Source organism: Serratia symbiotica, assembly GCF_000821185.2.
Lineage (GTDB): Bacteria > Pseudomonadota > Gammaproteobacteria > Enterobacterales > Enterobacteriaceae > Serratia > Serratia symbiotica.
This window is the reverse complement of record NZ_CP050855.1, coordinates 2,329,508-2,355,316: the sequence shown is the minus strand read 5'-3', so window position 1 is coordinate 2,355,316 and position 25,809 is coordinate 2,329,508. Positions and strand designations below refer to the sequence as shown.

Below are 25,809 nucleotides of genomic sequence, written 5' to 3'. Positions count from 1 at the left end.
ACCCTCATATGCATATTTATACGTTATTTTTGTATTTTTATTCTTTTTTGTGTGGATAGCAAGCGAGAAATTATCTTAATTTCTGTGTTAACCGCACTGAATGGTAATAAATTGAAAACTATAAAAAGATTTTCTGGTGACAGGGTTGGCATGATTGGTTAAAGTTTTCGGCACTTCCGTTTGACTGGTGTTTTTTTCATCTACTTTAATCAGTTATCACTGTCGGAGCCACATGCCAAACTTAAATCACAATCTGGGGCGCCGCCGTTTATTACAAGGGGCTGCTGCCAGTTGGTTGCTGAGTGTGAGTCACGCAGGCTTCGCAGCAGCATCACATGTCATCGCCGTGCGTGTATGGCCTTCTTCCACCTATACTCGCATCACGCTCGAATCTAACGTCGCGCTGAAATACCAACAGTTTGTGCTGACCAATCCTGACCGTGTGGTGGTGGATATCGTTGGTGTGCATCTCAACAGTGTGCTGAAGGGCATCGCTAGCCAGGTTCACGCCGACGATCCTTACCTCAAGCAGGTGCGCGTTGGCCAGTTTGATCAACACACTGTGCGGCTAGTGCTGGAACTTAAGCACAGCGTCAGCCCACACATATTCTCGCTGGCACCGGTGCCAGAGTATCGCCACCGGTTGGTGCTGGATCTCTATCCCACCAAGGGCGGTAGTGGCACGGAGTATGATCCGTTATTGGCGTTACTGGAAGATTACAACCAAGGCGTTCTGGATCGCACGTTGCCAGTAGAGGCGGCGCAGGCTGGCAATGCGGGGCGCGATCGGCCGATTATCATCATGTTAGATCCTGGCCATGGTGGTGAGGATCCCGGCGCGATTGGCATGCTCAAGACGCGCGAGAAGGACATCGTGTTGCAAATTGCCCGCAAGTTGAGCGCGTTGATCAAACGTGAACCTGCGATGAAAGTGTTTATGACGCGTAATGACGATGTGTTTATTCCGCTCAAGGTACGTGTCGCCAAGGCGCGTAAACAGCGTGCTGATTTGTTCGTTTCCATTCACGCCGATGCCTTTACCAGCCGGGCAGCACGCGGTTCATCGGTATTCGCACTATCGACCAAAGGTGCCACCAGCTCGGCGGCCAAGTTCTTGGCACAGACCCAAAACGCCTCAGACCAAATCGGCGGCGTCAGTAAAAGCGGTGACCGTTATCTCGATCATACCTTGTTCGATCTGGTGCAGACGGCGACCATTAATGACAGCCTGAAATTCGGCAATGAAGTGCTGAACCGGATGGGAAAAATTAATCGGTTGCATAAAAATCGTGTCGAGCAGGCGGGCTTTGCGGTGTTAAAGGCTCCGGATATACCTTCGATTCTGGTTGAAACAGCGTTTATTAGCAACCTAGAAGAAGAGCGCAGGTTGCGCACCCATCATTTCCAGCAGCAGGTGGCGGAGTCTGTTCTGGCGGGGATCAAGGCGTACTTTGCTAACGGCGGTGCATTGGCAAGTAGATAATGGCGGTGTTGTCTGCGGATGGGGCCGGTTTTAACCGGTCTCTAATGCTAAAAAACACCCTGGAGGGTGTTTTGCTGTTGTTATCAAGATTGGTTGCGGGGGCCGGATTTGAACCGACGACCTTCGGGTTATGAGCCCGACGAGCTACCAGGCTGCTCCACCCCGCGTCCGTCTTGATACTGTGTTATCGAACCCGACCTATACGGATACTGCTGGCGCAGTATCGGTTGGTTGCGGGGGCCGGATTTGAACCGACGACCTTCGGGTTATGAGCCCGACGAGCTACCAGGCTGCTCCACCCCGCGTCCGATGGATGCGCACTATACTCTCCGTGCATTTTGTTGCAAACCCTTTTTGCAATTTATTGGTAGAAAATCGTTTTTATGCTGAATTTAACCGCAAATTGCATTCTTTTTCATCATCATCCCGCTATCTGGTTTTTTTATTTGCAGCGATTCCTTTATCGATAGGCGTTTGTTATCGTTCAGCCGATATATCATTCAGTATGAGAGTGTGCGATGAAAGGGCGTTGGAATAAATATCTGCTGGGTGGGTTAGTGGGGGTGCTGGTGGGATGTTCGTCTAAGCCGACTGATCGTGGGCAGCAATATAAGGATGGTCGTTTAGATCAGGCGATGGAACGAGTCAATCAGCCTAACGCCAAGGGCGTGCTGGTCAACGCTCAGGATTACTTGAATCAGTTGCTGGAGATCAAGTATGCCGCCCCTGCGCTCTTTGAGCGCCACAATACGACTTACCAGGCGGTGCAAAATTGGCTATCAGCGGGTGCTGATACAGGTCAATTGAACCAGTATGGACTCAGCGCTGACCAGATGAAAGGTGTCGATAACTATGGCAACGTGCAGTTTACTGGCTATTATACACCAGTGTTGCAGGCGCGCTACACCCAACAGGGGGCGTTCCGCTACCCGCTCTACCGCATGCCGCCGAAAGGCAAAAAACCTTTGCCTAACCGTGCAAGCATCTATTCCGGTGCACTGGACGATCGCTACATCATCGCTTACACCAACTCGCTGATAGATAACTTTATGATGGAAGTTCAGGGTAGCGGCTATGTGGATTATGGCAATGGTCAGCCACTGGTCTTCTTCGGCTATGGGGGCAAAAATGGCCATGCCTACCGTAGCATTGGCAAGGTACTGATCGATCGCGGTGCAGTGGCTCAGGCGGATATGTCGTTGCAGGCGATCCATCAGTGGGCCGCTAGCCATAGCGCGGCGGAATTGCGCGAACTGCTTGAGCAGAATCCCTCTTTCGTATTTTTCCGTCCAGAAGCTTTCGCATCGGTGAAAGGTGCCAGCGCAGTGCCATTGATCGCTAAAGCTTCGGTGGCGTCTGATCGCTCGCTGATCCCGGCTGGCACCACATTGCTGGCTGAAGTACCGCTGCTGGACAATAAAGGTCAATTCACGGGAAAATATGAGATGCGCCTGATGGTTGCACTCGATGTCGGTGGTGCCATCAAGGGGCAGCATTTTGACCTGTATCAGGGCATCGGGCCGGCGGCTGGTCACTCGGCCGGTTACTATAACCACTATGGCCGCGTTTGGGTGTTGAGCGGCACTAGCGGCGCGCAGCTTTCAGTGCCAACCCGCACAGCGGTGGTGTCACTGCTTAACCGCTAAGCGCGTATTGAACGACAAGGGGCGGACTGTCCGCTTGCACTATAAAGGTAATTAAATCGTTATGAGTACAACGTATTCAGCAGCCTATTTACAACGTTTTGGCGGCACGGCACGGCTGTATGGCCATTCGGCGTTGGCGTTGTTTGCGCAGGCACACATCTGCGTGATTGGCATTGGTGGCGTGGGTTCCTGGGTGGCTGAGGCGCTGGCGCGCACTGGCATCGGTGCTATTACCTTGATCGACATGGATGATGTCTGTGTCACCAATACCAACCGTCAGATCCATGCATTGCGTCAGCATGTCGGCCAGTCGAAAACTGAAGTGATGGCGGAGCGTATTCTGGCAATCAACCCAGAATGCCAGGTAACCTGTATCGACGATTTTATTACCCCAGACAATGTCGCTGAGTTATTGGATCACAATTTCAGCTATGTGATCGATGCCATCGATAGCGTGCGTCCCAAGGCAGCGCTGCTGTCTTATTGCCGTCGCTACTCGATCCCGGTAGTGACCACTGGTGGTGCCGGCGGGCAAATTGACCCGACCAAGATAGAAGTGGCCGATCTGGCGAAAACCATCCAAGACCCGCTAGCAGCCAAGCTGCGCGCGCGGCTGAAGCATGATTTCAACGTGGTGAAAAATGGCAAGGGTAAGTTGGGTATCGACTGCGTATTCTCCAGCGAACCCTTGGTCTACCCACAGCCAGACGGTTCGGTATGCGCATCGCGTAGCACAGCCGATGGGCCAAAAAGAATGGATTGCAGCGCGGGGTTTGGCGCTGCGACTATGGTTACCGCCACTTTTGGTTTTGTGGCTGTGTCCCACGTGCTGAAAAAAATGCTGGCAAAAGTGGCGCGTCAGAGGTAGCGGGCAGCGATCGCCTGCACCCCAGCAGCCAACGCCGCTAACCCGCTGGCGCGGGTGGCGCTAAGCTGATGGCATAAAGCCAGGTGATCAAACAACGCCAGTGGTTCCAGTACGGCGAGTTGTTGCGGCGTTTTGCCCTCAACGGCGGTTAGCAATACTGCCAGCAGACCGCGCACGATGCGGCCTTCGCTGTCACCATAAAAATGCAGCGTGCCATCGGACAACCGCTGATGTCCCAGCCAGACCCGGTTCTCACATCCGCTCAACGCCATTTCCGTTTTCCGTAGCGCTTCCGGCAGTGGCGGTAGCCGTTTCGCCAGCATGATCAACTGGCGATAGCGGTCCTCCCATTGGTTTAGCGTGCTGAAGGTCTCGATCAACGCTGTGGTAGTAATCTCACGACCAAAGGGATGGGGAGCGAGCATAGCGTCTCTGGTGGTCAATTTAGTTGGCCAACAGGTCGATAGTGTTGATCAATGCGGACACCAGTGCATCGACATCCTGCGGAGAATTATAGGGCGCAAAGGAAGCGCGCAAAGTGCCGCTGACGCCTAACGCCGCCATCATCGGCTGGGCGCAGTGTTGGCCGTTGCGCAGTGCGATGCCATGTGCAGCCAACAGCGTAACAATGTCGCTGTGATGGATGCCCGCAATATCAAACGCCAGCAGGCTGGAGCCAGAACAGCGGAAACTGCGAAAGCCCGGCAATTGCGCCAGCCGTTGCTCAGCTTGGTCAGCCAAAGCGCGGCTGTAGCGTTCCGCCGCCGACCAATCCTGATCGTCCAGCCAGTTCAGCGCGGCGGCCAGCCCCAGTACGCCGGCAATATTCGGTGTACCCGCTTCAAAGCAATGCGGCGGTTTTTGAGGCGTGAAGCCGCCAAAGGATGCCTGGGTCAGCATTTTGCCGCCACCTTGCCAAGGCGGCATCTGCGCCAGCAGTTCGCTTTTACCATACAGTGCGCCGATGCCAGTCGGGCCATATAGTTTGTGGCCTGAGAAGGCGTAGAAATCGATATCAAGCTGCTGAACGTCGGCTGGGCAATGCACGATGCCTTGGGCACCGTCGATCATCACTCGCGCGCCTGCACTATGCGCCAGAGTGATGGCTTGCGCCAGATCCGGGCAGCCACCGGTGACGTTGGACATTTGCCCCAGTGCCAACAGGCGGGTTTTGTCGTTAAGCAAGGAGGGCAGGCGCGCCAGCTCGGGCAGACGATTGGTACCGATCGGTAGCTTGACAACCTGAGCACCCGTTTGTTCCGCCACCATCAGCCAGGGGATCAGGTTGGCGTGGTGCTCAGCTTCACTCACCAAAATTTCGTCACCCGGTAGCAAGCGCGGCCGGGCGTAGCTTTGTGCTACCAGGTTGATCGCCTCGGTGGTGCCGCGTGTCCAGATGATATCGTCGGCAGAAGGTGCGTTGATCAACGCTGCCACCAGGCTACGTGCCTGCTCAAAACGAGCGGTCAGATCTTGTGCTGCACGGTGCTGGCTGCGGTGCACGGTGGCGGTATCGTCACAGTAACATTGCTTCGTGGCTTCGATCACCGCCAGCGGTTTTAACGCGGTGGCGGCGCTGTCCAGATAAATTCCGCCCTGCGTGAGGGCGGGAAACTGCTGACGAAATATGCTGGGGTTAAAAGGTGTCATACCCTGATTATCATTGGTTTGAGTCAGTGCCTGATCCTGTCCTATTTTGCCAGTGGAAACAAGTTATCAAAACCAAAGGCGAACACCACACTGGCATGGGGCAGCGATCCCTCCATGACGTTGAGCAACGGATCAACCCTATTGAGCCGAAAGAAAAGGGATAAAAGTGACCCGTAAATTTCAGAAAAAAAGCCCAGAAAATCAAGCGATTCTGCATAAAATCACTGCGGAAGGACAGAATAAATATACAGGAAATGAAAAACAGTAAATGAGCTACCCTGACCAGATTACCGGACATGAGGCAAACACAACATCATAACCACAAGCCAAAAGTTCATTGATGTCCTCAACATCGAATCTCTTTTTGTTCCAGCTTAGGTAGTACCATCACTGTAGGTATTTGCTAGCGTATCCTCAACGGAAAAGTATAATGAATCGAATAAAAAATAATGGTAGTGGTTTGTTAGGTTCAACCCATGGCATCCTACACAGGGCTTACCGATTTACGACACCGCATTATTCAACTCATTGTTACATGAAAGTATCTAATTAATTTAATGCCAAAGCGTTTACCCCTCCCTTAATGCGTTGCGTGTGTTCAATGCGGCTGCTCGCCATCTGAGTTTTACCAAGATGCCAGAAGCGCTGTTTGTGACTTAAGCCGCAGGGAGCCACCAGATAAAGTCGCTGGAGGATTTTCTTGGCCTGAAGCTGTTCCGGCGGCGTAACCGCTTGTTGCTGCTGACGGAGGAAGGGCAGAGCTAATACCTTGACATCAAGGAAGCCTTCTCTTCGATCAATGAAGCTATACGCAAGTTGCAGGCGAGGGACACTGGCCGTCAGCCTGCCTCCCAGTTTTGCTATTCAGTGGTTGGTACCGCGTCTTTTCTGCTTTAACTCTGCTTACCCGGGCATCGATGTGCGCATTCAGGCGGTGGATAGTGAAGCAGACAAGCTGGCAGATGCTGTCGATGTGGCGATTTTCTAAGGCCGTAGTAACTGGCCGGGGCTACGTGCTGAATGTCTGTATGCGGAATATCTGCTGTTGGTATGTTCACCGAGTCTGCTGAGTGGCGACCATCCGCTAAAAGAGGCAGGCAATTTGGTTTATCATACCTTGCTACACGGTACTTCACGCTGCGACTGGTTGGTCTATACCCGCCAGTTGGAGTTGCAGCACATCAATATGCAGCAGGGGCCGATCTTCAGTCATAGTGCCATGGTGATACAGGATGCGGTGCATGGGTAGGGGGTGGCGCTAGTGAATAACGTGATGGCGCAAATCGAGATTGAGGCTGGGCGTTTGGTGTGTCCATTCAATGATGTGTTGGTCAGTAAAAATGCTTTTTATCTGGTCTGTCATGACAGCCAGGCAGAACTGGGTAAAATAGCCGCCTTTCGTCGATGGATCTTGGCGATGGCAGCCAGTGAGCAGGAGAAATTCCACTTTTGCTACGAATAACAAGGTCGGTTAGTGCTACATACAGCCGTCCGATTTTCTTTATAGGGTAAATGACGATGAGCAGTCGTTCCATGCTGGTTTTTGCCGCTATCAGCGGCTTGGTGTTTGTCGCGCTGGGCGCTCTCGGCGCACATGTATTGGGTGGTACGATCGGCCCTAATGAAATGGCTTGGGTTCGCACAGCTCTGGAATATCAGGGCTTCCACACGCTGACCATTCTGGCGTTGGCGGTAGTGATGCAATCCCGTGTGAGCCTGTGGTTTTACTGGTGTGGGGCGTTGTTGGCGCTCGGCACTGTTTTGTTCAGCGGCAGCCTGTACTGTTTGGCGCTGTTACACCTAAAGATTTGTGTCTACATCACGCCGGTTGGCGGCGTGTGCTTCTTGATTGGCTGGGTATTGATGTTGGTTGGCGCTTTGCGCCTGAGAACAGAGGCTGGATGCCATGAATAAGATCGTGTTGTATTGCCGCCCCGGCTTCGAGAAAGAGTGTGCCGCTGAAATGACCAATAAGGCGGCTCGGTTAGAGATTTTCGGCTTCGCCCGGCTAAAAGAGAACAGTGGCTATGTGTTGTTCGAATGCTATCAGCCGGATGATGCCGATCGTTTGGCGCGGGAAATCCCGTTACGCGAGCTGATTTTCGCCCGCCAAATGGTGGTGGTGGGAGAACTGCTACGTGATTTGCCGCCGGAAGATCGGGTGTCGCCGATTGTTGGCATGCTGATCGGCGTGATCGATCGCGGTGGTGAACTACGGGTAGAAGTGCCTGACACTAACGAAAGTAAAGAACTGATGAAGTTCTGCCGCAAGTTGACGGTGCCGCTGCGCATCGCCATGCGTGAGCAGAAAGTGCTGATGGCGCGTGAAAACGCGACGCGTCCGGTGGTGCATGTGTTTTTTATCGCCCCAGGTTGCTGCTATGTCGGCTACTCTTTCAGTCACAATAACTCGCCTTTTTATATGGGCATTCCGCGCCTGCGCTTCCCAGCCGATGCACCAAGCCGCTCTACGCTGAAGTTGGAAGAGGCGTTCCACGTCTTCATTCCCGCCGATGAGTGGGAAGAACGTCTGGCCAGCGGCATGCATGCGGTTGATCTGGGTGCTAGCCCAGGTGGCTGGAGCTATCAGTTGGTGAAGCGCAGCATGCTGGTGCATTCGGTGGATAACGGCCCGATGGCAGCAAGCCTGATGGAAACGGGTCAGGTCACTCATCACCGCGTTGACGGTTTTAAATTCGAACCGACCAGCAGCAAAATTTATTGGCTGGTATGCGATATGGTGGAGAAGCCAGCCAAGGTGACCAATTTGATGATCCAATGGCTGGTGAAGGGTTGGTGCCGTGAGGTGATTTTCAACCTAAAATTGCCGATGAAAAAACGTTACGAAGCCGTGTCGCAGAATATGCAAAATCTGCGTGAAACATTGGCGGCGGAGGGCATCAACGCACAGGTGTATGCCAAGCAGCTTTACCACGATCGTGAAGAGATCACTGTGCATGTGCGCCGCATATGGTCGGTTGTTCCCGGCCGCCGCGACGAGCGCGATTGATTATGGGGTAACGCCCTCAATGTATCGGCAAACGTAGTTGCTGCAAGTTACCGTCTAGTGTCAGGTCGGTGCTCAATGTTGCTACTCGTTTGCTGATATAAGCCAGTTCGCGGTGTTGCTGGAGCTTGCTGCGCCATTTCTCCGGCACCTGCTGTAACTGTCGATACAATTCGTCCAGACTTCCCATCTGCTGCAACAGCGACACCGCTGTTTTCGGTCCAATGCCAGCCACGCCGGGGATCTTGCTGCTGCTGATCCCCGCCAACCCCCAATAGTCCGGTAGTTGCTGCGGCGTCACACCAAATTCTTGTTGCACAAACGGCATGTCCAGCCATCGCTTCTGAAAATAATCACGGATCTGCACGCTCGGAGCCAGCAACTGGCAATAGCCTTTATCGGTGGAGATAATCGTGACCTGATGGCCGCCACTGGCGATTTTTGCCGTCAGTGTAGCCGCTAAATCGTCCGCTTCGTTGCCTGGAGAATGCCAACTGGCAACGCCTAGCTTGGCGAACGCCTGTTGCAGTTGCGGCATTTCCTGTCGCAGGTTTTCCGGCATCGGTGAGCGCCCGGCCTTGTAATTGGGTAGGATTTGGTGCCGCCAGCTTGTACTGCGGTCGTCTTCATCGAACACGGCTACCGCGTGCGTTGGCTGGCTGTGCTCAATAAGCTGTTGCAGAGCGAATCGGCAGGCGTGGATACAGGGGGAACCCTGTACGGCGTGAATGCGGCGAATCAGGTTAAGAGCGTCAACAATCAATAGGTGTATAAGCATGTCTCATCGTCTTTCAGGCTATAGCGTTGTCTTATTCGCCCCATTTCCAGGAGCTTGATGCCTTTGGTGTTAGCTCTACACAGGTTTTTTAACTGCAATTTGCAATGCATAGCGTGGCAAAGGTAACAAAGTCAAAAAATCGCGGGTCAGGCCATGATTTCATAGCAGGGCACATAGGCACTGTCCGGTAGTTTCATGCGCTGCTGGGTGATAAAACTTTGCAACAGGCTGTCCATGTATTTCATCACCTGTGGTTCGCCGTGCAGTTTGTAAGGCCCAAACTGTTCAATGGCCTGGATGCCCTTTTCCTTTACGTTGCCAGCTACGATGCCAGAGAATGCGCGGCGCAGCGCGGCGGTCAACTGTTCAACGGGTTGGTTCTGAGACAGGTTAAGGTGCGCCATGTTTTCATGGGTCGGCTCGAAGGGTAACTGCAAATCCGGTGCAATGCGGATCGACCAGTTAAAGCTGTAAGCATCGCCAGTGTTGCGGCGGTTTTCCTTCACCAATGGCATGGCTTCCTTCATTTGCCGCGCTACTTCTACCGGGTCATCAATGATGATGCTGTAGTGCTGGCGTGCTTCGTCTCCCAAGGTGTTCATGATGAATGCATCCAACACGCGGAAGTAGTCGGCGCTCTCTTTCGGCCCGGTAAGGATTAGCGGCAACACCTGCTCGTTGTTCTCAGGGTTTATCAGTATCCCCAGCAGATATAGTAGCTCTTCGGCCGTGCCGACACCGCCTGGGAAGATGATGATGCCGTGGGCGATACGCACGAAGGCTTCCAGGCGTTTTTCGATATCTGGCATGATCACCAGTTCGTTGACCAACGGGTTAGGTGGCTCGGCCGCAATGATCGAAGGTTCGGTTATGCCGATAAAGCGGCTGTTACGGTAGCGCTGTTGCGCATGCCCCACCGCCGCACCTTTCATCGGTGCTTCCATAGCGCCCGGCCCGCAGCCGGTACAGATATTCAACTCGCGCAAACCCAGTTGGCTGCCGACCTTACGTGCGTAGAGGTATTCATTCTCGTTGATCGAGTGGCCGCCCCAACACACCACCATATTGGGATCTTCATCCAGATGCAGCGTGTGTGCATTGCGCAGAATGGAGAATACCAAGTTGGTGATATGAGCCGGGTTTTCCAGATTCAGGTGCTGAGAATGCCCAACGCTGGCGATTTGACCGTATACGAACAGGATGTCGCGCAGCACGGCGAATAGGTTAGCCTGTAGTGAGCGGATAATACGGCCATCGACAAAGGCTTCTTCTGGCGGGTTGACCAGTTCCAGTTTTACTCCACGTTCTCGGCTTAGTACATTGATATCAAAGGTTTCATAGCGGGACAGGAGCTGTTTACTGTTGTCAGTCTGGCTACCGGAATTCAATACGGCCAGCGAACAGTTGCGGAACAAGCGGTACAGGTTGCTGCTGGCGGTACGCTTCAGCATGTTTACTTCCAACTGCGACAACAAATCCATAGAACCAAGCGGGCTGATGTGTGTAATCAAGGTTACTCCTTTTTCACCCAGTACGGGGCAGTAGTAGTCCATGCGCTAGCAGAATAGCATTTCGTTAGGGGTGATGCTCTGGTACTCCTGCATTCAACCTTACCGCTGCCTCTAAACTTTTACCAACACAAACTATTCGTCAGCTCAGTTGTTGAGCAATGCTTCGCACTTGTAGTGGTCAACTAAAACTGGCCACCGCGTTAGAGTTTTTCCAGTATCGGTTTTCCGATTCGTTTGGTGGTAACCCACCGTTATATTCATGCGGCCTGAGCGCGCTGTAATACCCAACGATATAGTCCGTTATTGCGTGGGCTGCATCGCTGAAGTTTATGTAACCCGTCACCGGTACCCATTCGTTCTTCAGACTCCTGAAGAAGCGCTCCATTGGGCTATTATCCCAGCAGTTTCCACGCCGACTCATACTCTGTCTGATCCGATACCTCCACAGTGACTGCCGGAACTGTCTGCTTGTGTAATGGCTGCCCTGATCGCTGTGGAACATCACTCCGGCTGGTTTTCCCCGGGCCTCCCACGCCATCTCCAGCGCTTTGATGGTCAGCCTGCTGTCCGGTGAGAACGACATTGCCCAGCCCACCGGTTTTCTCGCGAACAGGTCGAGAACAACGGCGAGGTAGGCCCAGCGCCTGCCTGTCCAGATATAGGTCACATCGCCACACCACACCTGATTAGGCTCTGTCACTGCGAACTGCCGCTCAAGGTGATTCGGGATAGCGATGTGTTCAAGGCCACCGCATTTATACCGATGAGTGGGCTGTTGACAACTGACCAGCCCCAGCTCTTTCATGAGCCTGCCGGCGAGCCATCGTCCCATCCTGAAGCCCTTCATGGTTGCCATAGTTGCGATACTCCTTGCGCCAGCAGAGCCATGGCTGACGCTATGCAGTTCCAGTACCTGGCTGCGTAATACAGCTCGTCTGCCATCTGGTTTTTCAGGACGGTTTTTCCAGTATTTGTAGCTGCTGCGATGAACCCCGAACACGTGGCAGAGTGTGACCACCGGATAATGCGCTCTGAGTTTCCCGATTATCGAGAACTGTTCAGGGAGTCTGACATCAAGAGCGCGGTAGCCTTTTTTAATATTTCGTTTTCCATTTCAATACGTTGTATTTTTTTCCTCAGCTCACGTATTTCAATTTGTTCAGGAGTAATGGGAGAGGCTTTAGGTATTTTTCCCTGCCGCTCATCACGCAACTGCTTCACCCATCGCGTCATTGTGGAAAGGCCGACATCCATAGCACTGGCTGCATCTGCCACGGTGTAGTTCTGGTCAACGACCAGTTGAGCGGATTCGCGTTTGAACTCTGCACTGAAATTTCTTTTTTTCATTGAAGCACCTGTAATGTCCTGAGGTGAGCATATCACCTCTGTTCAGGTGGCCAAATTCAGTGTGCCACTACAAGGAAAACGCAAGGATCACTCGGCCAGGATGAGCCACAGGAAAAGTTTTCAGGGATTGAGCAGGGAGCACACTGTGTAGCGGGATAGCTATAAAACGAACCGGGGGCACTGGTAACGCGGTGCCCCCAACTTTTATGCCTCGCTTCAAACTTTACGTATCTGTGCAGTCAAATGCCAAATGCCAAATGCCAAATGCCAAATGCCAAATGCCAAATGCCAAATGCCAAATGCCAAATGCCAAATGCCAAATGCCAAATGCCAAATGCCAAATGCCAAATGCCAAATGCCAAATGCCTATCACTGTGGACGTTGGCCCAGGCCGTATTTAGGCTATAAGATGCTACGCTTTGCTGTTAGCCCTATGGCTGAGTCCTATAATTAAAATAGATCGAGAATACAGATGAGTATACATAATCAGGTTCGCGACAATTTGCAGGCGATTGAACAGTCAATGCGTGATTTGGCCTTATGGCAGGCCGCTCCTCCGGAGCCTGAGGCATTTGCCAGCACCGAACCTTTCTGTGTTGACCGCATGCAGGCCGAAGAGTGGCTACAGTGGGTGTTTCTGCCGCGTATGTATGCTTTGCTGGAAGCCTATGCGCCGTTGCCCACGCAATTCGCTGTCACACCGTATTTAGAACTGGCGTTGAAGGGCAGAGAACCCAATTGCCTGCCGCTGCTGTTGGTGGTGCAAAGCCTGGACAACATGTTGAATAAAGAGCCATAAGTAGCCAGGTGGCTGATTTTAGTCAACGGGCAGAGGCCATGTATTCAGGGTAGATGTATTTCCTGAGTTTGCTGGGGTTGAGTTTAGGGCGGCTAACAGTCAGGATAGCTGACAATTTTTAAAAGTAGGAAGGGAGTAGGGGTGATGGCTCAGGTTGGCATCTTCGTGGGAACTGTCTACGGCAATTCGCTGCTGGTGGCGGAAGAGGCAGAAAATATCCTCAATGCGCAAGGTCATGAGGTCAAAGTGTTCGAAGAGGGCATGTTGGATGCCTGGCAGCTATACCGCCAGTATTATGTGTTGGTAATCACCTCTACTACCGGGCAAGGCGATCTACCGGACAGCATTGCACCGCTGTTCCATACTATCCGCGACCAGTTAGGCTATCAGCCGGAGCTGCGCTACGGGCTGATTGCGTTGGGCGACAGCAGCTACGATAATTTCTGCGGGGCCGGGCGCGCGTTCGACGCACTGTTACAGGAACATGGGGCGACCCGCGTAGGTGAAATGTTGGAAATCGACGCAACAGAACAGCCAGAACCGGAAGTGGTTTCCTGCCCGTGGGTCGAGCAATGGGGTCGGCTGTTGGAGTAGGGGTATTTATCCATTTTTCAATCATTTGAAATTAATAGAGTAAAAAAGTAAAAGCTTGTGAGCTGGGTGAACCGGCTCAAGGTTATTTACCACGAGTCAGTTTTTCCAGATCAGATTCGATTTCGGCAATCTTGTGTGACACCACGCCTTTCAGATGATGCAGGTCATCGAGGATTTTACGTTTCAGTTCCATTTCTATTTGATCGCGTTGGCACAGTTGATCCAGTTCGTCGATCACGTAACGTAGGTTTGGATTGATTTCGTGTATTTCCTTGTAACCTAGCCCGGCGTTATCTGCCACCACAGTTTTTCGCTGGCGCGGATATTTGAACTTCACGCTTTTGGCAAAGAACTCGCCTTTATCTTTGTGGAAATAAATCTTGAGAATGTCGTTATTGGCCTCCTGGCGCAGGCTATAGCGTGCGATATCCTCCGGTTGATTGATTCCCAAGCTTTTCAAGTTATCGTACATATTGCGCCCTCTGTTAGGTGATCACCACTGCGATTGTGGCGCAAAGCATGCCATGAGACTGTGATTGCCAACGAAAAGCAGACAAAAAAATAGTGGGTTTATCACCCACTATTATCGATTTTAGTCGATGGTGCGCAATAGTTCGTTAATGCCGACTTTACCGCGTGTCTTGGCGTCAACTTTCTTGACGATCACCGCACAGTATAGGCTGTAAGAGCCATCTTTCGACGGCAGGTTACCAGACACCACTACCGAACCGGCCGGTACGCGGCCGTAGTGCACTTTACCGGTTTCGCGGTCATAGATGCGGGTGCTTTGGCCGAGGTAAACGCCCATGGAAATCACCGAGCCTTCTTCCACCACCATGCCTTCAACCACTTCGGAACGTGCACCGATGAAGCAGTTATCTTCAATGATGGTTGGGTTGGCCTGTAGCGGTTCCAGTACACCACCGATGCCGACGCCGCCGGACAGATGAACGTTCTTGCCGATCTGCGCACATGAACCGACGGTGGCCCAGGTATCGACCATGGTACCTTCGTCAACGTAGGCACCGATGTTAACGTAAGATGGCATCAGTACGGTGTTACGGGCAATAAATGCCCCTTGGCGCACGCTGGCTGGTGGCACTACGCGGAACCCCTCTTTCTGGAAGCGTGCTTCGTCATAGCCAGCGAACTTCATCGGCACTTTGTCGTAATAGCGAGTTTCTGCGCCCTCCATCACCTTGTTGTCGTTGATGCGGAAAGAGAGTAGCACAGCCTTTTTCAGCCATTGATGTGTAACCCACTGACCGTCTCTCTTCTCGGCAACGCGCAGGGTACCGTTGTCCAACAGGCCGATCACCTGGTTTACCGCTTCGCGCGTTACGGTATCTACGTTCGCTGGGGTCATCTCTGCACGGCGTTCAAAGGCGCTTTCAATAACGTTTTGTAATTGCTGCATGCTGTTCTCTGTCCTGATGTTGTCGGTAAAAAAGTCACTTGCCCGGTCATACTTGAAGCTGTGTCTGTATTAGCTCTCCCCAGTCACTGACCTTGAGTCAACTCTTGGGGACTTACGCCCTGGCTACCTTGATACAATTTCAATTATTTAGGATATATCACATTTTATCGTTTGGATTGAGGGCTGCTGTCAACCGTTGTTCCAACTTTCTGCGTGTTCCCTGATCGAGGGCGCGTCGATCGCTGTCAGCCAGAATAAATAAATCTTCGACCCGTTCGCCGATAGTGGAAATACGTGCGCTGTGTAGCGATAGGCCGAGATCGGCGAACACTTCACCCACTTGTGCTAGCAGGCCCGGCTGGTCGAGTGCGCTCAGTTCCAGATAGCTGCGGTGGTCAGTGTGGGCCGACAGGAAGCTGACCTTGGTCGGCACGCTGAAATGGCGCAGTTTACGTGAGGGTTGTCGCCCCTGTGGTGGTTGGTATTCCTGCTGGGTGATGGCCTGCAATAGCGCGTGACGGATCGCCGCGTGGCGATCTTGCGCCAGCGGGCTGCCGTCCGGCTCCAGCACGATAAAGGTATCCATCGCCATGCCATCACGGTTGGTGACGATCTGTGCATCGTGCACGCTCAGGTTGCGCCGATCCATCTCATCGGCCACTGTGGCGAACAGGTAAGCGCGATCCGGGCACCAGATAAATATCTCGGTGCCGCCGCGTGTCGTCTGGCTGCTGACCAGCACCAATGGATGGGGTAAGTTGTGTGACAGCAGGTGGCGAGCGTGCCAAGCCAACTGGCTCGGTGAATGGCGCAGGAAATAATCGGCGCGGCAACGGTTCCAGATGCGGTGCAGCGCCTCTTCGTCGATATTATCCCTGCGCAACAACGCTAACGCTTGCAAACGGTGGTAGCGCACACGCTCGCGCAGATCCGGACTATGCTGCATGCCATGGCGTAGCTGTTTTTCGGTGGCGAAGTACAGCTCGTGCAGTAGGCTCTGCTTCCAGCTATTCCATAGGGTTTCGTTGGTGGCGCAGATGTCCGCTACTGTCAGGCACACCAGATAGCGCAAACGCGCTTCGTTCCGCACTTCGGTGCTGAACTGCTGGATCACCGTTGGATCATGAATGTCGCGGCGCTGGGCGGTGACCGACATCAGCAGGTGGTAGCGCACCAGCCAGGCCACCAGTTGCGCCTCGCGAGAATTGAGGCCGTGCTGCTCGGAGAACGCCAGCGCGTCCTGTGCGCCGAGGATCGAGTGATCACCGCTACGGCCTTTGGCGATATCGTGGAATAGCGCTGCTAATAGCAGCAGTTCCGGGTTAGCCAGACGTGGATACAGCGCTACGCACAACGGGTGGTGCGTGCGCGTCTGCGGATCGGCAAAGCTCTCCAGCTTTTGCAGCACGCGGATGCTGTGTTCGTCGACAGTGTAAGCATGGAATAGATCGAACTGCATCTGGCCGACGATTTTGCCCCATTGTGGCATATAAGCTGACAGCACACTGTGGCGGTGCATCGGCACCAGCGCGCGCGCGACTGCACCAGGGTGACGCAGAATAGCCATAAACAGATCGCGTGCTGCCGGGATGGTGCACAGCGGCTTTTCCAGGTGACGACGCGCATGGCGCAGTTGGCGCACGGTGGTGGAATAAATGCCTGTGATTTCGCGGTTGCATGCCATCAGGTAGAACATGTGTATGATGGCTTCTGGCTGGCGGATGAATAGCGTTTCGTCACGCAGGTCGATCAGATCGCCGCGCAGTTGGAAATCGTCATTCAGTTGGCGTGGTCTCTCGGTGGTGTCCAGTGCCAGTATTGCTTCGTCAAACAGTTGCAACAGCATGTGATTCAGCTCGCTGATGCACCGGGTGATGCGGTAGAAATCTTTCATCATGCGTTCGACCGGTTCGTTGCCTTTGCCTTCGTAACGCAACAAGCGCGCAACGTTAAGTTGGTGATCGAACAGCAACCGGTTGTCGTAGCGTGGCAGCACCAGGTGCAGTGTGAACCGAATGCGCCATAGGAAGCTTTGGCACGCGTTCAGCTCATCGCGTTCCGCTTGAGTGAGAAAGCCGAAGCTGACCATTTCATCTAGCGAGGTAGCGCCGAAGTGGCGGCGTGCTACCCACAGTAGGCTGTGGATATCGCGTAGGCCACCTGGGCTGCTCTTGATATCCGGTTCCAGGTTGTAGCTGGTGCCATGATAGCGTTGATGGCGTTCCTGCTGCTCGTTTAACTTGGCGTGGAAAAATTGGGGCGAGGGCCAGAAGCCGTCGCTGAAGATGTGTTTTTGCATCTGTAGGAACAGCGTGACATCGCCGCAGATCATCCGCGATTCAATCAGGTTGGTGGCCACGGTCAGATCCGCCAGCCCTTCCAACAAACACTCTTCCAGCGTGCGCACGCTGTGACCCACCTCCAACTTGAGATCCCATAGCAGGGTGATGAATTCGCCAATCTGCTGTGATTGCTGTTGGTTCAGCCTATGCTGGCTGAGCACCAACACGTCGATATCTGATAGCGGGTGCAGCTCGCTGCGGCCATAGCCACCGACTGCTACCAGCGCGCTTTCTGGTATCCCTTCAAAGCCGTAGAAAGTCCACAGGCGGCACAGCAGTCGATCGATAAAGTCGCTGCGCGCCGCTATCAGGCTCTCGACACTGGAGCCAGCGTTGAACGCCGCCGCCAACCATTGCTGGAACTGCTCCAGATGCTGCTTCAATGCGGGGCAATTAAGTTCTTCATCGCTATAGGCGTTGGGATCTTCAGGCTGCTCCAGCACGATGAGTGGGGTATCCTGCTGACGAAAATTTTCAAGCATTATATGCTGCTCATCAATTAAAAGGCCGACGAAAGCCGGCCTAAGATATATGCATTGCGGTGGTGAGCTACAACGCTTACACCTCGTGCGTAATGATCTTGGGGATGGTGTCATCCTTGCGCCATGTCATTATCTCACAGCCGTTATCCGTGACCACAATAGTATGCTCATACTGTGCCGACAAGCTGCGATCCTTGGTCTTTACCGTCCAGCCGTCTTTCATGATGCGGATGCGGTAATCACCAGCGTTGACCATTGGCTCAATGGTGAATGCCATGCCTGCTTGCAGTACTACGCCAGCGTCGTCGGCATCATAGTGCAGCACCTGCGGCTCTTCGTGGAATCCCTCGCCGATGCCGTGGCCGCAGTATTCGCGTACTACGGAGAACTTTTCGGCTTCGACAAATTTTTGGATCTCTTTGCCCAAGGTGCGTAGGCGGATGCCTGGCTTCACCATTTTCAGCGCCAGATACAGGCTTTCCTGAGTGATACGACACAGGCGCTCACCCAGGATGGTCGGTTTGCCGACGATGAACATTTTTGAAGTATCGCCGTGGAAGCCGTCTTTAATCACCGTCACATCGATATTGACGATATCGCCATCTTTCAGCATTTTGTCATCGCTTGGAATGCCATGGCACACCACTTCATTCACCGAGATACATACGGATTTCGGGAAGCCGTGGTAGCCGAGGCAGGCGGAGATGGCTTGCTGCTCGTGGGTGATGTGCGCGTGACAAATACGATCCAGCTCGCCGGTGGTCACGCCAGGTTTGACATGCGGCTCGATGATCTCCAGCACTTCGGCAGCCAGATGGCCGGCCACGCGCATTTTTTGGATGTCATCAGGTGTTTTGATTGAAATTGCCATGAAATTCGTCCGCAGGTGTCGTTGTCGTCGACAAAAAATAAGAAGCTGTGGCTTATGGTATCAGCCCGGCTGGGGGCTGCCAAATTTCATTTCCCGGCTATCGGCCAAATGCAACAAAAGTTGGTGTCTAAAGTGAGTTTGTGGTATAAAGCGCGCCGGCAGATCCGCTGTTCTGTGTCCTCGTGACGATGGCGAAAATGGCCGAAAATACTTTAACTGCACTCTCATTGTGTAAATAACACACACGTATCGGCACATCCGCCGGGGTGCTTTGCGGTGACCCGTCACCCCAAAGTCGGCGTTATGGGATACGTGGAGGCATAACCCCAACTAACTCTATAGAGGTTTAATCATGGCAACTGTTTCCATGCGCGATATGCTCAAGGCGGGTGTTCACTTCGGTCACCAGACCCGTTACTGGAACCCGAAAATGAAGCCTTTCATCTTCGGTGCGCGTAACAAGGTTCACATCATCAACCTTGAGCAGACTGTACCCATGTTCAACGCCGCTCTGGCTGAACTGACCAAGATCGCTTCTCGTAAAGGCAAGATCCTGTTCGTTGGTACCAAGCGCGCAGCAAGCGAAGCGGTAAAAGAAGCTGCGCACAACTGCGACCAGTACTTCGTCAACCATCGCTGGTTGGGCGGTATGCTGACTAACTGGAAGACGGTTCGTCAGTCGATCAAGCGTTTGAAGGATCTGGAAATCCAGTCTCAAGACGGCACCTTCGACAAGCTGACCAAGAAAGAGGCGCTGATGCGTACTCGCGAACTGGTCAAGCTGGAAAATTCTCTGGGTGGTATCAAGGATATGGGTGGGCTGCCTGACGCTTTGTTCGTAATCGATGCCGATCACGAACACATTGCGATTAAAGAAGCCAACAACCTGGGTATCCCGGTATTCTCCATCGTTGATACCAACTCTGATCCAGACGGCGTTGACTTCATTATCCCAGGTAATGACGATGCAATCCGTGCAGTTAACCTATACCTGACTGCTGTTGCTACTGCGGTCCGTGAAGGTCGTTCTCAAGATCTGGCCGTTCAGGCGGAAGAAAGCTTCGTAGAAGCTGAATAATAAGGCAAGCTCATCACCACTGAGCCCTTATTAACCAGTTATTGACATATGTTGGTTAGGGGGGCCTTTAGAGGCCCCCCTTTGCTTATCTGAATGAGACCTGTCTCTGTGCGAGATAACCGAGGAAAAAGAAATGGCTGATATTACCGCTGCTCTGGTAAAAGAACTACGCGAGCGTACCAGCGCTGGCATGATGGATTGTAAGAAAGCGTTGGTCGAAGCCAATGGTGACATCGAGCTGGCGATCGAAAATATGCGTAAATCTGGTGCGATCAAAGCGGCGAAAAAAGCAGGTAACGTTGCTGCTGACGGCGTGATCAAAACCAAGATCGAGGGCAACTATGGCATCATTCTGGAAGTTAACTGCCAGACTGACTTTGTCGCTAAAGATGCTGGTTTCCAAGCGTTCGCTGACAAAGTGCTGGATGCTGCTATGGCAGGCAAAATCACTGATGTTGACGTGCTAAAAGCACAGTTCGAAGAAGAACGCGTTGCGCTGGTGGCAAAAATCGGTGAGAACATCAACATTCGTCGCGTTGCTTCCTTGGAAGGCGACGTGCTGGGGAGTTATCTGCACGGCGCGCGCATCGGTGTTCTGATCGCCGCTAAAGGCGCTGATGAAGAACTGGTTAAGCAAATTGCCATGCATGTTGCGGCAAGCAAACCTGAGTTCGTCAAGCCTGAAGATGTCTCTGCTGACGTGGTAGAAAAAGAGTATCAGGTTCAGTTGGACATCGCCATGCAGTCTGGCAAGCCGAAAGAAATTGCAGAGAAAATGGTTGAAGGCCGTATGAAGAAATTCACTGGCGAAGTTTCTCTGACTGGTCAGCCTTTCGTTATCGATCCGAGCAAGACCGTTGGCCAGGTACTGAAAGAGCATCATGCTGATGTTACTCACTTCATCCGTTTCGAAGTGGGCGAAGGTATCGAAAAAGCTGAAACTGACTTTGCTGCTGAAGTGGCAGCAATGAGCAAACAGTCATAATGTTTGTTAATGGAACCGCCGTCTGGCGGTTCTCTATCATCTAGCCAAGTATTCACCGGTGACAAGCCCGATAGCGTAGTACTCAGCTCCGGCGTGTTTTATCGCCTTACCTATTGCCTCTTAGGAAGAACACCATGGCAACCAATGCAAAACCCGTATATCAACGTATCTTGCTCAAACTGAGTGGTGAAGCCCTGCAAGGTGCCGAAGGTTTTGGTATCGACGCTAGCGTTTTGGATCGCATGGCTCAGGAAGTTAAAGAGTTGGTCGAACTGGGAATTCAGGTCGGTGTAGTGATTGGCGGTGGCAACCTGTTCCGTGGCGCAGGTTTGGCACAGGCTGGTATGAACCGCGTAGTGGGCGATCACATGGGAATGTTGGCTACCGTGATGAACGGTTTGGCTATGCGTGATGCACTACACCGTGCTTATGTGAACGCCCGCCTGATGTCGGCAATTCCGCTGAACGGCGTGTGCGACAACTACAGTTGGGCGGAGGCGATCAGCCTGCTGCGCAATAACCGCGTGGTGATCTTCTCTGCCGGTACGGGCAACCCGTTTTTCACCACCGATTCCGCCGCTTGCCTACGTGGCATCGAGATCGAAGCAGACGTGGTGTTGAAAGCCACCAAAGTGGATGGTGTATACTCCGCTGATCCGGTTAAAAACTCGGATGCGACGTTGTATGAGCAATTAACCTATCAGGACGTGCTGGAGCGCGAACTGAAAGTGATGGATTTGGCGGCCTTTACGCTGGCGCGCGATCACAGCCTGCCGATCCGCGTATTTAACATGAACAAGCCCGGTGCGCTGCGCCGTGTGGTGATGGGTGAAAATGAAGGTACCTTGATCTGCAAATAAGTCGGCTAAAAGCCTATCCTAGTAGGCGTACATTGTTGTAGCCAGTTTGGACACCGACAGCGCGCCACAACCGCAGCGTACATGGCGTACGTGAGGAGGGTGAGCACTGCCCAGGGCCAAAAGGGCAAAAATATAGCCTAATGGGATAGGCTCTTATTACCCATTCGCGGGCGCAGATAAATGCCGAGTTGTTATCCGCGTCGCTTGAGTAGAATTCACGGGCGATATTGATGTATCGCCTGCCCAGTAACCAGCTTCCTAGGGTTAGAAACGTGATTAATGAAATCAGAAAAGATGCAGATATACGCATGGAAAAAAGCGTAGAAGCATTCAAAAACCAAATCAGTAAAGTTCGTACTGGCCGTGCTTCTCCAAGCATCCTGGATGGCATCATGGTGGAATACTATGGTGCAGCTACCCCACTGCGTCAGTTGGCCAGCGTTACCGTTGAAGATTCTCGCACCTTGGCGATCAACCTGTTTGACCGTTCTTTGGGTTCGGCAGTTGAAAAGGCTATCATGTCTTCCGACTTGGGTCTGAACCCAAACTCAGCGGGTAGCGTGATTCGCGTTCCGCTTCCTCCTTTGACTGAAGAGCGCCGTAGGGATCTGATCAAAGTGGTGCGCGCTGAAGCCGAGCAGGGGCGCGTGGCGGTACGTAACGTACGTCGTGATGCTAACGACAAAGTGAAAGCCTTGCTGAAAGACAAAGAAATCAGTGAAGATGCTGATCGCCGTTCTCAGGATGAAATTCAGAAAATGACCGATGCCTATATCAAGCTGCTTGATGCCGCGTTGGCAGACAAAGAAAAAGAGCTATTGGATTTCTAATCAATATAGCGTAGAAACAAAGCGTCGCTTGGGCGGCGCTTTGTTTTTTGTCATGTAGATCCCGTTTCCTAGTACTGAAAGATCATTAACAAGTGGTGGCTAAGGTTACACACTGAAACACCTTCGGTCTCAACAGACAGTTATTCAGAGTGGATTCATGAAGCAACTGACTATTCTTGGCTCGACCGGATCGGTAGGGATCAGCACCCTGGCTGTGGTCAAGGAAAATCCTGAGCGTTTTGCAATTAAAGCGTTGGTAGCTGGCCGTAATGTGGCGGTGATGGCGCAGCAGTGTATGGCGTTCCGCCCAGCTTATGCGGCGATGGCGGATGAAAGTGCTGCGCGCGAGCTACGCGTTATTCTGGCGGAAAATGGCCTAGCCACCGAGGTGCTGGCAGGTGAACAGGCTGCCTGTGAATTGGCGGCGTTAGGGGATGTCGATCAAGTGACAGCGGCGATCGTCGGTGCTGCCGGGCTACTGCCGACATTGGCAGCGATCCGAGCTGGCAAACAGGTGTTGCTGGCGAACAAAGAGTCGTTGGTGACCTGTGGTCGCCTATTTATGGAGGCGGTGCAAAAGAGTCAGGCACAGCTACTGCCACTGGACAGCGAGCATAATGCAATTTTTCAGAGTTTGCCTGAGAGCATTCAGCGCCAGTTGGGATACGCATCACTGGACGAGCATGGTGTCTCGCGCATCGTGCTTACCGGTTCTGGTGGCCCGTTCCGCACTATGCCGCTAGATCAGTTCGCCACAATAACGCCGGATCAAGCCTGCGCTCACCCTAACTGGTCGATGGGGCGCAAAATCTCGGTGGATTCCGCCACCATGATGAATAAAGGTCTGGAATATATTGAGGCACGCTGGTTGTTCAACGCCTCTGCCAAACAAATGGAAGTGATATTGCATCCGCAGTCGGTGATCCATTCGATGGTGCGCTACGCCGATGGCAGCGTGCTGGCTCAGTTGGGTACGCCAGACATGCGTACCCCTATTGCCCATGCGATAGCTTATCCGCAGCGGGTAAATTCCGGCGTGGAAGCGCTGGATTTCTGCCGTATTGGTTCGTTAACTTTTACTGAACCGGAGCGCGAGCGTTATCCCTGTCTGTATCTGGCGATCGAAGCTTTCGATACCGGGCAAGCGGCAACCACTGTGCTGAATGCCGCCAACGAGATCGCCGTGGCGGCGTTCTTGCACGAACAGATCCGCTTTACCGACATCGCCAAGGTTAACTGCAAAGTGCTAGAACGCCTGTCGTTGCAGGAGCCGTCCTGCATTGATGCGGTCTTAAAAATAGATTGTCAGGCGCGTGCGGTTGCCAGTGAAGTGGTCAAGTCAATGCGAGTTTGATAACAGGTATTACTCGATTTTATTGATGATTCGCACATGCTGCAGTGGGTCTGTTTGTTCATACCCTGCTGAGCTGTTATAGTTTGCACCAGTTGTTAGCGGTTATACGATTGAATATGTCCTGATTGGCATTTGCCGATGCCGATAGCGGTTCAGAAATTTCGGGTATCGCAGGGAGATATTACAGAACTGTATCGGGCACATGGATTTTTTTATAATAAAAACATGATTTTAAAGAAAAGCAGCTATATATTTCTATTGAGGAAATAAGTACCAGTTATGGTGTCCGCAAATCCACAAGAGGCTAATCCGTTCCACTTAGGGGCACGCCACGTTGCCATCATTATGGATGGTAACGGACGTTGGGCTAAACGTCAGGGCAAATTACGTGTCTTCGGTCATAAAGCAGGGGTGAAATCGGTACGCCGTGCAGTGAGTTTTGCCGCTAGCAACCGTTTAGAAGCGCTGACGCTTTATGCTTTCAGTAGCGAAAACTGGAACCGCTCGATACAGGAAGTTTCCGCGTTGATGGAGCTGTTTGTTCATGCCTTGGATAGTGAATTAATAAGTCTGCATAAGCATAATGTCAGGCTGCGAGTGATCGGTGACATCAGCCGTTTCAGCAAGCGTCTGCAGGAGCGCATTCATCGTTCTGAGCAACTGACGAAAAATAACAACGGCTTGACGCTTAACATTGCTGCCAATTACGGCGGCCGTTGGGATATCATTCAGGGAGTAAAGAAACTGGCTGAACAGGTACAAGGCGGCATGTTGCGCTCGGATCAGATCAGCGAAGAATTATTGAGCCAGTGTGTCTGTATGAGCGATTTGGCACCGGTAGATTTAGTTATTCGCACCGGCGGTGAACATCGCATCAGTAACTTCCTGCTGTGGCAAATCGCTTATGCCGAGCTTTACTTTACCGATGTTCTTTGGCCTGATTTTGATGAACATGTCTTTGAAGATGCGCTGAATGCATTTGCACAACGTGAGCGTCGCTTCGGGGGAACAACACCTATCGTATCGGCACCTATGCCTCTCGGGGGGAACATTTGCTGAAGTATCGCCTCATAACTGCTGTGATTTTAATTCCGCTGGTTATCGCAGTTCTGTTTTTGCTGCCGCCGTTGATTTTTGCCTTGATAACGCTGGTGGTGTGCATGTTAGCCGCTTGGGAATGGGGTCAATTGGCCGGTTTTACTTCCCGCCCGCAACGCATTTGGTTGGCGATAATGTGCGGCTTTCTGTTGGCGCTGATGATGCTCAGCGTTCCCACATATTCCCGTGCCGTTGACCTTCCGCTGATGGGCGGCTCGCTATGGTTGTCGTTGGCCTGGTGGCTGGCTGCACTACTGCTAGTGCTGTTTTATCCCCAGTCGGCAGCAGTCTGGCGTCATTCGCGTTCACTGCGCCTGCTTTTCGGCCTGCTGACCATCGTACCTTTCTTTTGGGGTATGCTGGCGCTACGTCAGTGTGGCTATGTAGAGAACCATTTTACCGGTGCTTGGTGGCTATTGTATGTGATGCTGCTGGTATGGGGCGTGGATTCCGGTGCTTACATGTTCGGTAAACTGTTCGGCAAGCATAAACTGGCACCGAAGGTTTCGCCGGGCAAGACTTGGGAAGGGCTGATTGGTGGGCTGATGACTTCAGCGTTGATCGCATGGCTGTTTGGCCGCTATGCACCACTGAATATAGTGCCGGTCACCCTGTTGGTTTGTTCGGTGATCGCCGCGTTAGCTTCGGTACTAGGTGATCTGGTCGAAAGCATGTTCAAACGTGAAGCAGGTATTAAAGACAGTGGGCGTCTGATACCGGGCCATGGCGGTATACTGGATCGTATCGACAGCCTGACCGCAGCAGTGCCTGTATTTGCCTGCATGATGCTGTTAGTGTTTTAATCCGTC

The 25,809-nt window shown here is 52.6% G+C and carries 23 protein-coding genes, 2 tRNA genes and 1 pseudogene; 15 read left to right on the top strand and 11 right to left on the bottom strand.

What is annotated here, in order from left to right; genetic code table 11:
- Positions 1-232: 232 nt before the first annotated feature.
- Positions 233-1,483 carry an N-acetylmuramoyl-L-alanine amidase AmiC gene (amiC, locus tag SYMBAF_RS11830; RefSeq protein WP_040266764.1) on the top strand — a complete coding sequence of 417 codons (1,251 nt, stop codon included), beginning with the start codon at positions 233-235 and terminating at the stop codon, positions 1,481-1,483.
- A gap of 90 nt (positions 1,484-1,573) precedes the next feature.
- Here amiC and SYMBAF_RS11825 read toward each other — a convergent pair.
- Positions 1,574-1,650: transfer RNA gene (locus tag SYMBAF_RS11825), tRNA-Met, on the bottom strand.
- Positions 1,651-1,711: 61 nt separating this feature from the next.
- Positions 1,712-1,788, bottom strand: a tRNA-Met gene (locus SYMBAF_RS11820).
- Between the two features lie 213 nt (positions 1,789-2,001).
- On the opposite strand from SYMBAF_RS11820, the gene mltA reads away from it, so the two are divergent.
- Both mltA and tcdA read left to right on the top strand, forming a co-directional pair.
- Complete coding sequence (gene mltA / locus SYMBAF_RS11815; RefSeq protein WP_052447851.1) at positions 2,002-3,129, top strand: murein transglycosylase A; 1,128 nt, start codon at positions 2,002-2,004, stop codon at positions 3,127-3,129.
- 61 nt (positions 3,130-3,190) lie between these two features.
- Entirely contained in the window at positions 3,191-3,997 is an 807-nt protein-coding gene (gene tcdA / locus SYMBAF_RS11810; RefSeq protein WP_040266762.1) for a tRNA cyclic N6-threonylcarbamoyladenosine(37) synthase TcdA, read from the top strand.
- Here the strand turns inward: tcdA and csdE are convergent.
- Positions 3,988-4,422 carry a cysteine desulfurase sulfur acceptor subunit CsdE gene (csdE, locus tag SYMBAF_RS11805; RefSeq protein ID WP_040266761.1) on the bottom strand — a complete coding sequence of 145 codons (435 nt, stop codon included), beginning with the start codon at positions 4,420-4,422 and terminating at the stop codon, positions 3,988-3,990. The genes tcdA and csdE overlap by 10 nt on opposite strands.
- Before the next feature lie 19 nt (positions 4,423-4,441).
- Positions 4,442-5,647 (bottom strand): cysteine desulfurase CsdA, encoded by a 1,206-nt coding sequence (csdA, locus tag SYMBAF_RS11800; protein WP_040266759.1) that lies wholly within the window; start codon positions 5,645-5,647, stop codon positions 4,442-4,444.
- Between the two features lie 588 nt (positions 5,648-6,235).
- On the opposite strand from csdA, the pseudogene SYMBAF_RS11795 reads away from it, so the two are divergent.
- The 3 genes and pseudogenes from SYMBAF_RS11795 (at position 6,236) to rlmM (ending at position 8,657) form a co-directional block, all read left to right on the top strand.
- Positions 6,236-7,109: pseudogene (locus tag SYMBAF_RS11795) on the top strand (transcriptional regulator GcvA).
- A gap of 56 nt (positions 7,110-7,165) precedes the next feature.
- Positions 7,166-7,561: a DUF423 domain-containing protein gene (locus tag SYMBAF_RS11790; protein WP_173424357.1), complete on the top strand. Its 396-nt coding sequence runs from the start codon at positions 7,166-7,168 to the stop codon at positions 7,559-7,561.
- A complete protein-coding gene (gene rlmM / locus SYMBAF_RS11785; RefSeq protein ID WP_040266757.1) occupies positions 7,554-8,657 on the top strand; it encodes a 23S rRNA (cytidine(2498)-2'-O)-methyltransferase RlmM in 1,104 nt (367 codons plus the stop codon). The genes SYMBAF_RS11790 and rlmM overlap by 8 nt, the downstream gene beginning before the upstream one ends.
- A 16-nt stretch (positions 8,658-8,673) precedes the next feature.
- Here the strand turns inward: rlmM and xni are convergent, their stop codons facing one another.
- From xni to SYMBAF_RS11770, 3 genes are all read right to left on the bottom strand, one after another.
- Positions 8,674-9,432: a flap endonuclease Xni gene (gene xni, locus SYMBAF_RS11780; protein ID WP_040266755.1), complete on the bottom strand. Its 759-nt coding sequence runs from the start codon at positions 9,430-9,432 to the stop codon at positions 8,674-8,676.
- Between the two features lie 146 nt (positions 9,433-9,578).
- Complete coding sequence (ppnN, locus tag SYMBAF_RS11775) at positions 9,579-10,943, bottom strand: nucleotide 5'-monophosphate nucleosidase PpnN (RefSeq protein WP_040266754.1); 1,365 nt, start codon at positions 10,941-10,943, stop codon at positions 9,579-9,581.
- Positions 10,944-11,121: 178 nt separating this feature from the next.
- A protein-coding gene (locus tag SYMBAF_RS11770) for an IS3 family transposase (protein WP_152609001.1) occupies positions 11,122-12,290 on the bottom strand; the annotation gives its coding sequence in 2 pieces (ribosomal slippage) (positions 11,122-12,041 and positions 12,041-12,290; 1,170 coding nt in all).
- 472 nt (positions 12,291-12,762) lie between these two features.
- Here SYMBAF_RS11770 and SYMBAF_RS11765 point away from each other — a divergent pair.
- Together SYMBAF_RS11765 and SYMBAF_RS11760 are read left to right on the top strand one after the other, a co-directional pair.
- Complete coding sequence (locus SYMBAF_RS11765) at positions 12,763-13,089, top strand: YqcC family protein (RefSeq protein ID WP_006708911.1); 327 nt, start codon at positions 12,763-12,765, stop codon at positions 13,087-13,089.
- 144 nt (positions 13,090-13,233) lie between these two features.
- Positions 13,234-13,683 carry a flavodoxin gene (locus tag SYMBAF_RS11760; RefSeq protein WP_040266753.1) on the top strand — a complete coding sequence of 150 codons (450 nt, stop codon included), beginning with the start codon at positions 13,234-13,236 and terminating at the stop codon, positions 13,681-13,683.
- 82 nt (positions 13,684-13,765) lie between these two features.
- Here SYMBAF_RS11760 and SYMBAF_RS11755 read toward each other — a convergent pair whose 3' ends face one another.
- The 4 genes from SYMBAF_RS11755 to map form a co-directional block, all read right to left on the bottom strand.
- Complete coding sequence (locus SYMBAF_RS11755; protein WP_040266751.1) at positions 13,766-14,155, bottom strand: DUF3461 family protein; 390 nt, start codon at positions 14,153-14,155, stop codon at positions 13,766-13,768.
- A gap of 120 nt (positions 14,156-14,275) precedes the next feature.
- Positions 14,276-15,100 (bottom strand): 2,3,4,5-tetrahydropyridine-2,6-dicarboxylate N-succinyltransferase, encoded by an 825-nt coding sequence (gene dapD / locus SYMBAF_RS11750; RefSeq protein ID WP_040266749.1) that lies wholly within the window; start codon positions 15,098-15,100, stop codon positions 14,276-14,278.
- A 157-nt stretch (positions 15,101-15,257) separates the two neighbouring features.
- On the bottom strand, positions 15,258-17,924 hold the full coding sequence (gene glnD, locus SYMBAF_RS11745) for a bifunctional uridylyltransferase/uridylyl-removing protein GlnD (RefSeq protein ID WP_040266748.1): 2,667 nt from the start codon (positions 17,922-17,924) through the stop codon (positions 15,258-15,260).
- Between the two features lie 76 nt (positions 17,925-18,000).
- The gene (gene map / locus SYMBAF_RS11740) at positions 18,001-18,795 is read right to left on the bottom strand and encodes a type I methionyl aminopeptidase (protein WP_040266746.1); all 795 of its coding nucleotides are present in this window, start codon (positions 18,793-18,795) and stop codon (positions 18,001-18,003) included.
- Positions 18,796-19,147: 352 nt separating this feature from the next.
- Between map and rpsB the strand changes: the two genes are divergently transcribed.
- The 7 genes from rpsB to cdsA all read left to right on the top strand — a co-directional run bounded on the left by rpsB (position 19,148) and on the right by cdsA (position 25,803).
- Positions 19,148-19,873 (top strand): 30S ribosomal protein S2, encoded by a 726-nt coding sequence (rpsB, locus tag SYMBAF_RS11735; protein WP_040266744.1) that lies wholly within the window; start codon positions 19,148-19,150, stop codon positions 19,871-19,873.
- Between the two features lie 133 nt (positions 19,874-20,006).
- Positions 20,007-20,858 (top strand): translation elongation factor Ts, encoded by an 852-nt coding sequence (gene tsf / locus SYMBAF_RS11730; RefSeq protein ID WP_040266742.1) that lies wholly within the window; start codon positions 20,007-20,009, stop codon positions 20,856-20,858.
- 134 nt (positions 20,859-20,992) lie between these two features.
- Positions 20,993-21,718: a UMP kinase gene (pyrH, locus tag SYMBAF_RS11725; RefSeq protein ID WP_040266740.1), complete on the top strand. Its 726-nt coding sequence runs from the start codon at positions 20,993-20,995 to the stop codon at positions 21,716-21,718.
- 272 nt (positions 21,719-21,990) lie between these two features.
- Positions 21,991-22,548, top strand: coding sequence for a ribosome recycling factor (gene frr, locus SYMBAF_RS11720; protein ID WP_040266739.1), 558 nt, complete (start codon positions 21,991-21,993; stop codon positions 22,546-22,548).
- A 157-nt stretch (positions 22,549-22,705) separates the two neighbouring features.
- Positions 22,706-23,902, top strand: coding sequence for a 1-deoxy-D-xylulose-5-phosphate reductoisomerase (gene ispC, locus SYMBAF_RS11715; protein WP_040266738.1), 1,197 nt, complete (start codon positions 22,706-22,708; stop codon positions 23,900-23,902).
- A gap of 279 nt (positions 23,903-24,181) precedes the next feature.
- Complete coding sequence (ispU, locus tag SYMBAF_RS11710) at positions 24,182-24,961, top strand: (2E,6E)-farnesyl-diphosphate-specific ditrans,polycis-undecaprenyl-diphosphate synthase (protein ID WP_040266736.1); 780 nt, start codon at positions 24,182-24,184, stop codon at positions 24,959-24,961.
- A complete protein-coding gene (gene cdsA, locus SYMBAF_RS11705) occupies positions 24,955-25,803 on the top strand; it encodes a phosphatidate cytidylyltransferase (protein ID WP_040266734.1) in 849 nt (282 codons plus the stop codon). Before ispU ends, cdsA begins: the two co-directional genes overlap by 7 nt.
- Positions 25,804-25,809 lie beyond the last annotated feature (6 nt).

Bases quoted from the DNA above. Each gene is read 5' to 3' on its own strand.
- ispU (WP_040266736.1), top strand. From the start codon at position 24,182: ATGGTGTCCGCAAATCCACAAGAGGCTAATCCGTTCCACTTAGGGGCA.
- xni (WP_040266755.1), bottom strand. From the start codon at position 9,432: ATGCTTATACACCTATTGATTGTTGACGCTCTTAACCTGATTCGCCGC.
- rpsB (WP_040266744.1), top strand. From the start codon at position 19,148: ATGGCAACTGTTTCCATGCGCGATATGCTCAAGGCGGGTGTTCACTTC.
- rlmM (WP_040266757.1), top strand. From the start codon at position 7,554: ATGAATAAGATCGTGTTGTATTGCCGCCCCGGCTTCGAGAAAGAGTGT.
- SYMBAF_RS11790 (WP_173424357.1), top strand. From the start codon at position 7,166: ATGAGCAGTCGTTCCATGCTGGTTTTTGCCGCTATCAGCGGCTTGGTG.
- pyrH (WP_040266740.1), top strand. From the start codon at position 20,993: ATGGCAACCAATGCAAAACCCGTATATCAACGTATCTTGCTCAAACTG.
- SYMBAF_RS11765 (WP_006708911.1), top strand. From the start codon at position 12,763: ATGAGTATACATAATCAGGTTCGCGACAATTTGCAGGCGATTGAACAG.
- map (WP_040266746.1), bottom strand. From the start codon at position 18,795: ATGGCAATTTCAATCAAAACACCTGATGACATCCAAAAAATGCGCGTG.
- glnD (WP_040266748.1), bottom strand. From the start codon at position 17,924: ATGCTTGAAAATTTTCGTCAGCAGGATACCCCACTCATCGTGCTGGAG.
- SYMBAF_RS11755 (WP_040266751.1), bottom strand. From the start codon at position 14,155: ATGTACGATAACTTGAAAAGCTTGGGAATCAATCAACCGGAGGATATC.
- csdE (WP_040266761.1), bottom strand. From the start codon at position 4,422: ATGCTCGCTCCCCATCCCTTTGGTCGTGAGATTACTACCACAGCGTTG.
- tcdA (WP_040266762.1), top strand. From the start codon at position 3,191: ATGAGTACAACGTATTCAGCAGCCTATTTACAACGTTTTGGCGGCACG.
- ispC (WP_040266738.1), top strand. From the start codon at position 22,706: ATGAAGCAACTGACTATTCTTGGCTCGACCGGATCGGTAGGGATCAGC.
- csdA (WP_040266759.1), bottom strand. From the start codon at position 5,647: ATGACACCTTTTAACCCCAGCATATTTCGTCAGCAGTTTCCCGCCCTC.
- SYMBAF_RS11760 (WP_040266753.1), top strand. From the start codon at position 13,234: ATGGCTCAGGTTGGCATCTTCGTGGGAACTGTCTACGGCAATTCGCTG.
- mltA (WP_052447851.1), top strand. From the start codon at position 2,002: ATGAAAGGGCGTTGGAATAAATATCTGCTGGGTGGGTTAGTGGGGGTG.
- amiC (WP_040266764.1), top strand. From the start codon at position 233: ATGCCAAACTTAAATCACAATCTGGGGCGCCGCCGTTTATTACAAGGG.
- dapD (WP_040266749.1), bottom strand. From the start codon at position 15,100: ATGCAGCAATTACAAAACGTTATTGAAAGCGCCTTTGAACGCCGTGCA.
- tsf (WP_040266742.1), top strand. From the start codon at position 20,007: ATGGCTGATATTACCGCTGCTCTGGTAAAAGAACTACGCGAGCGTACC.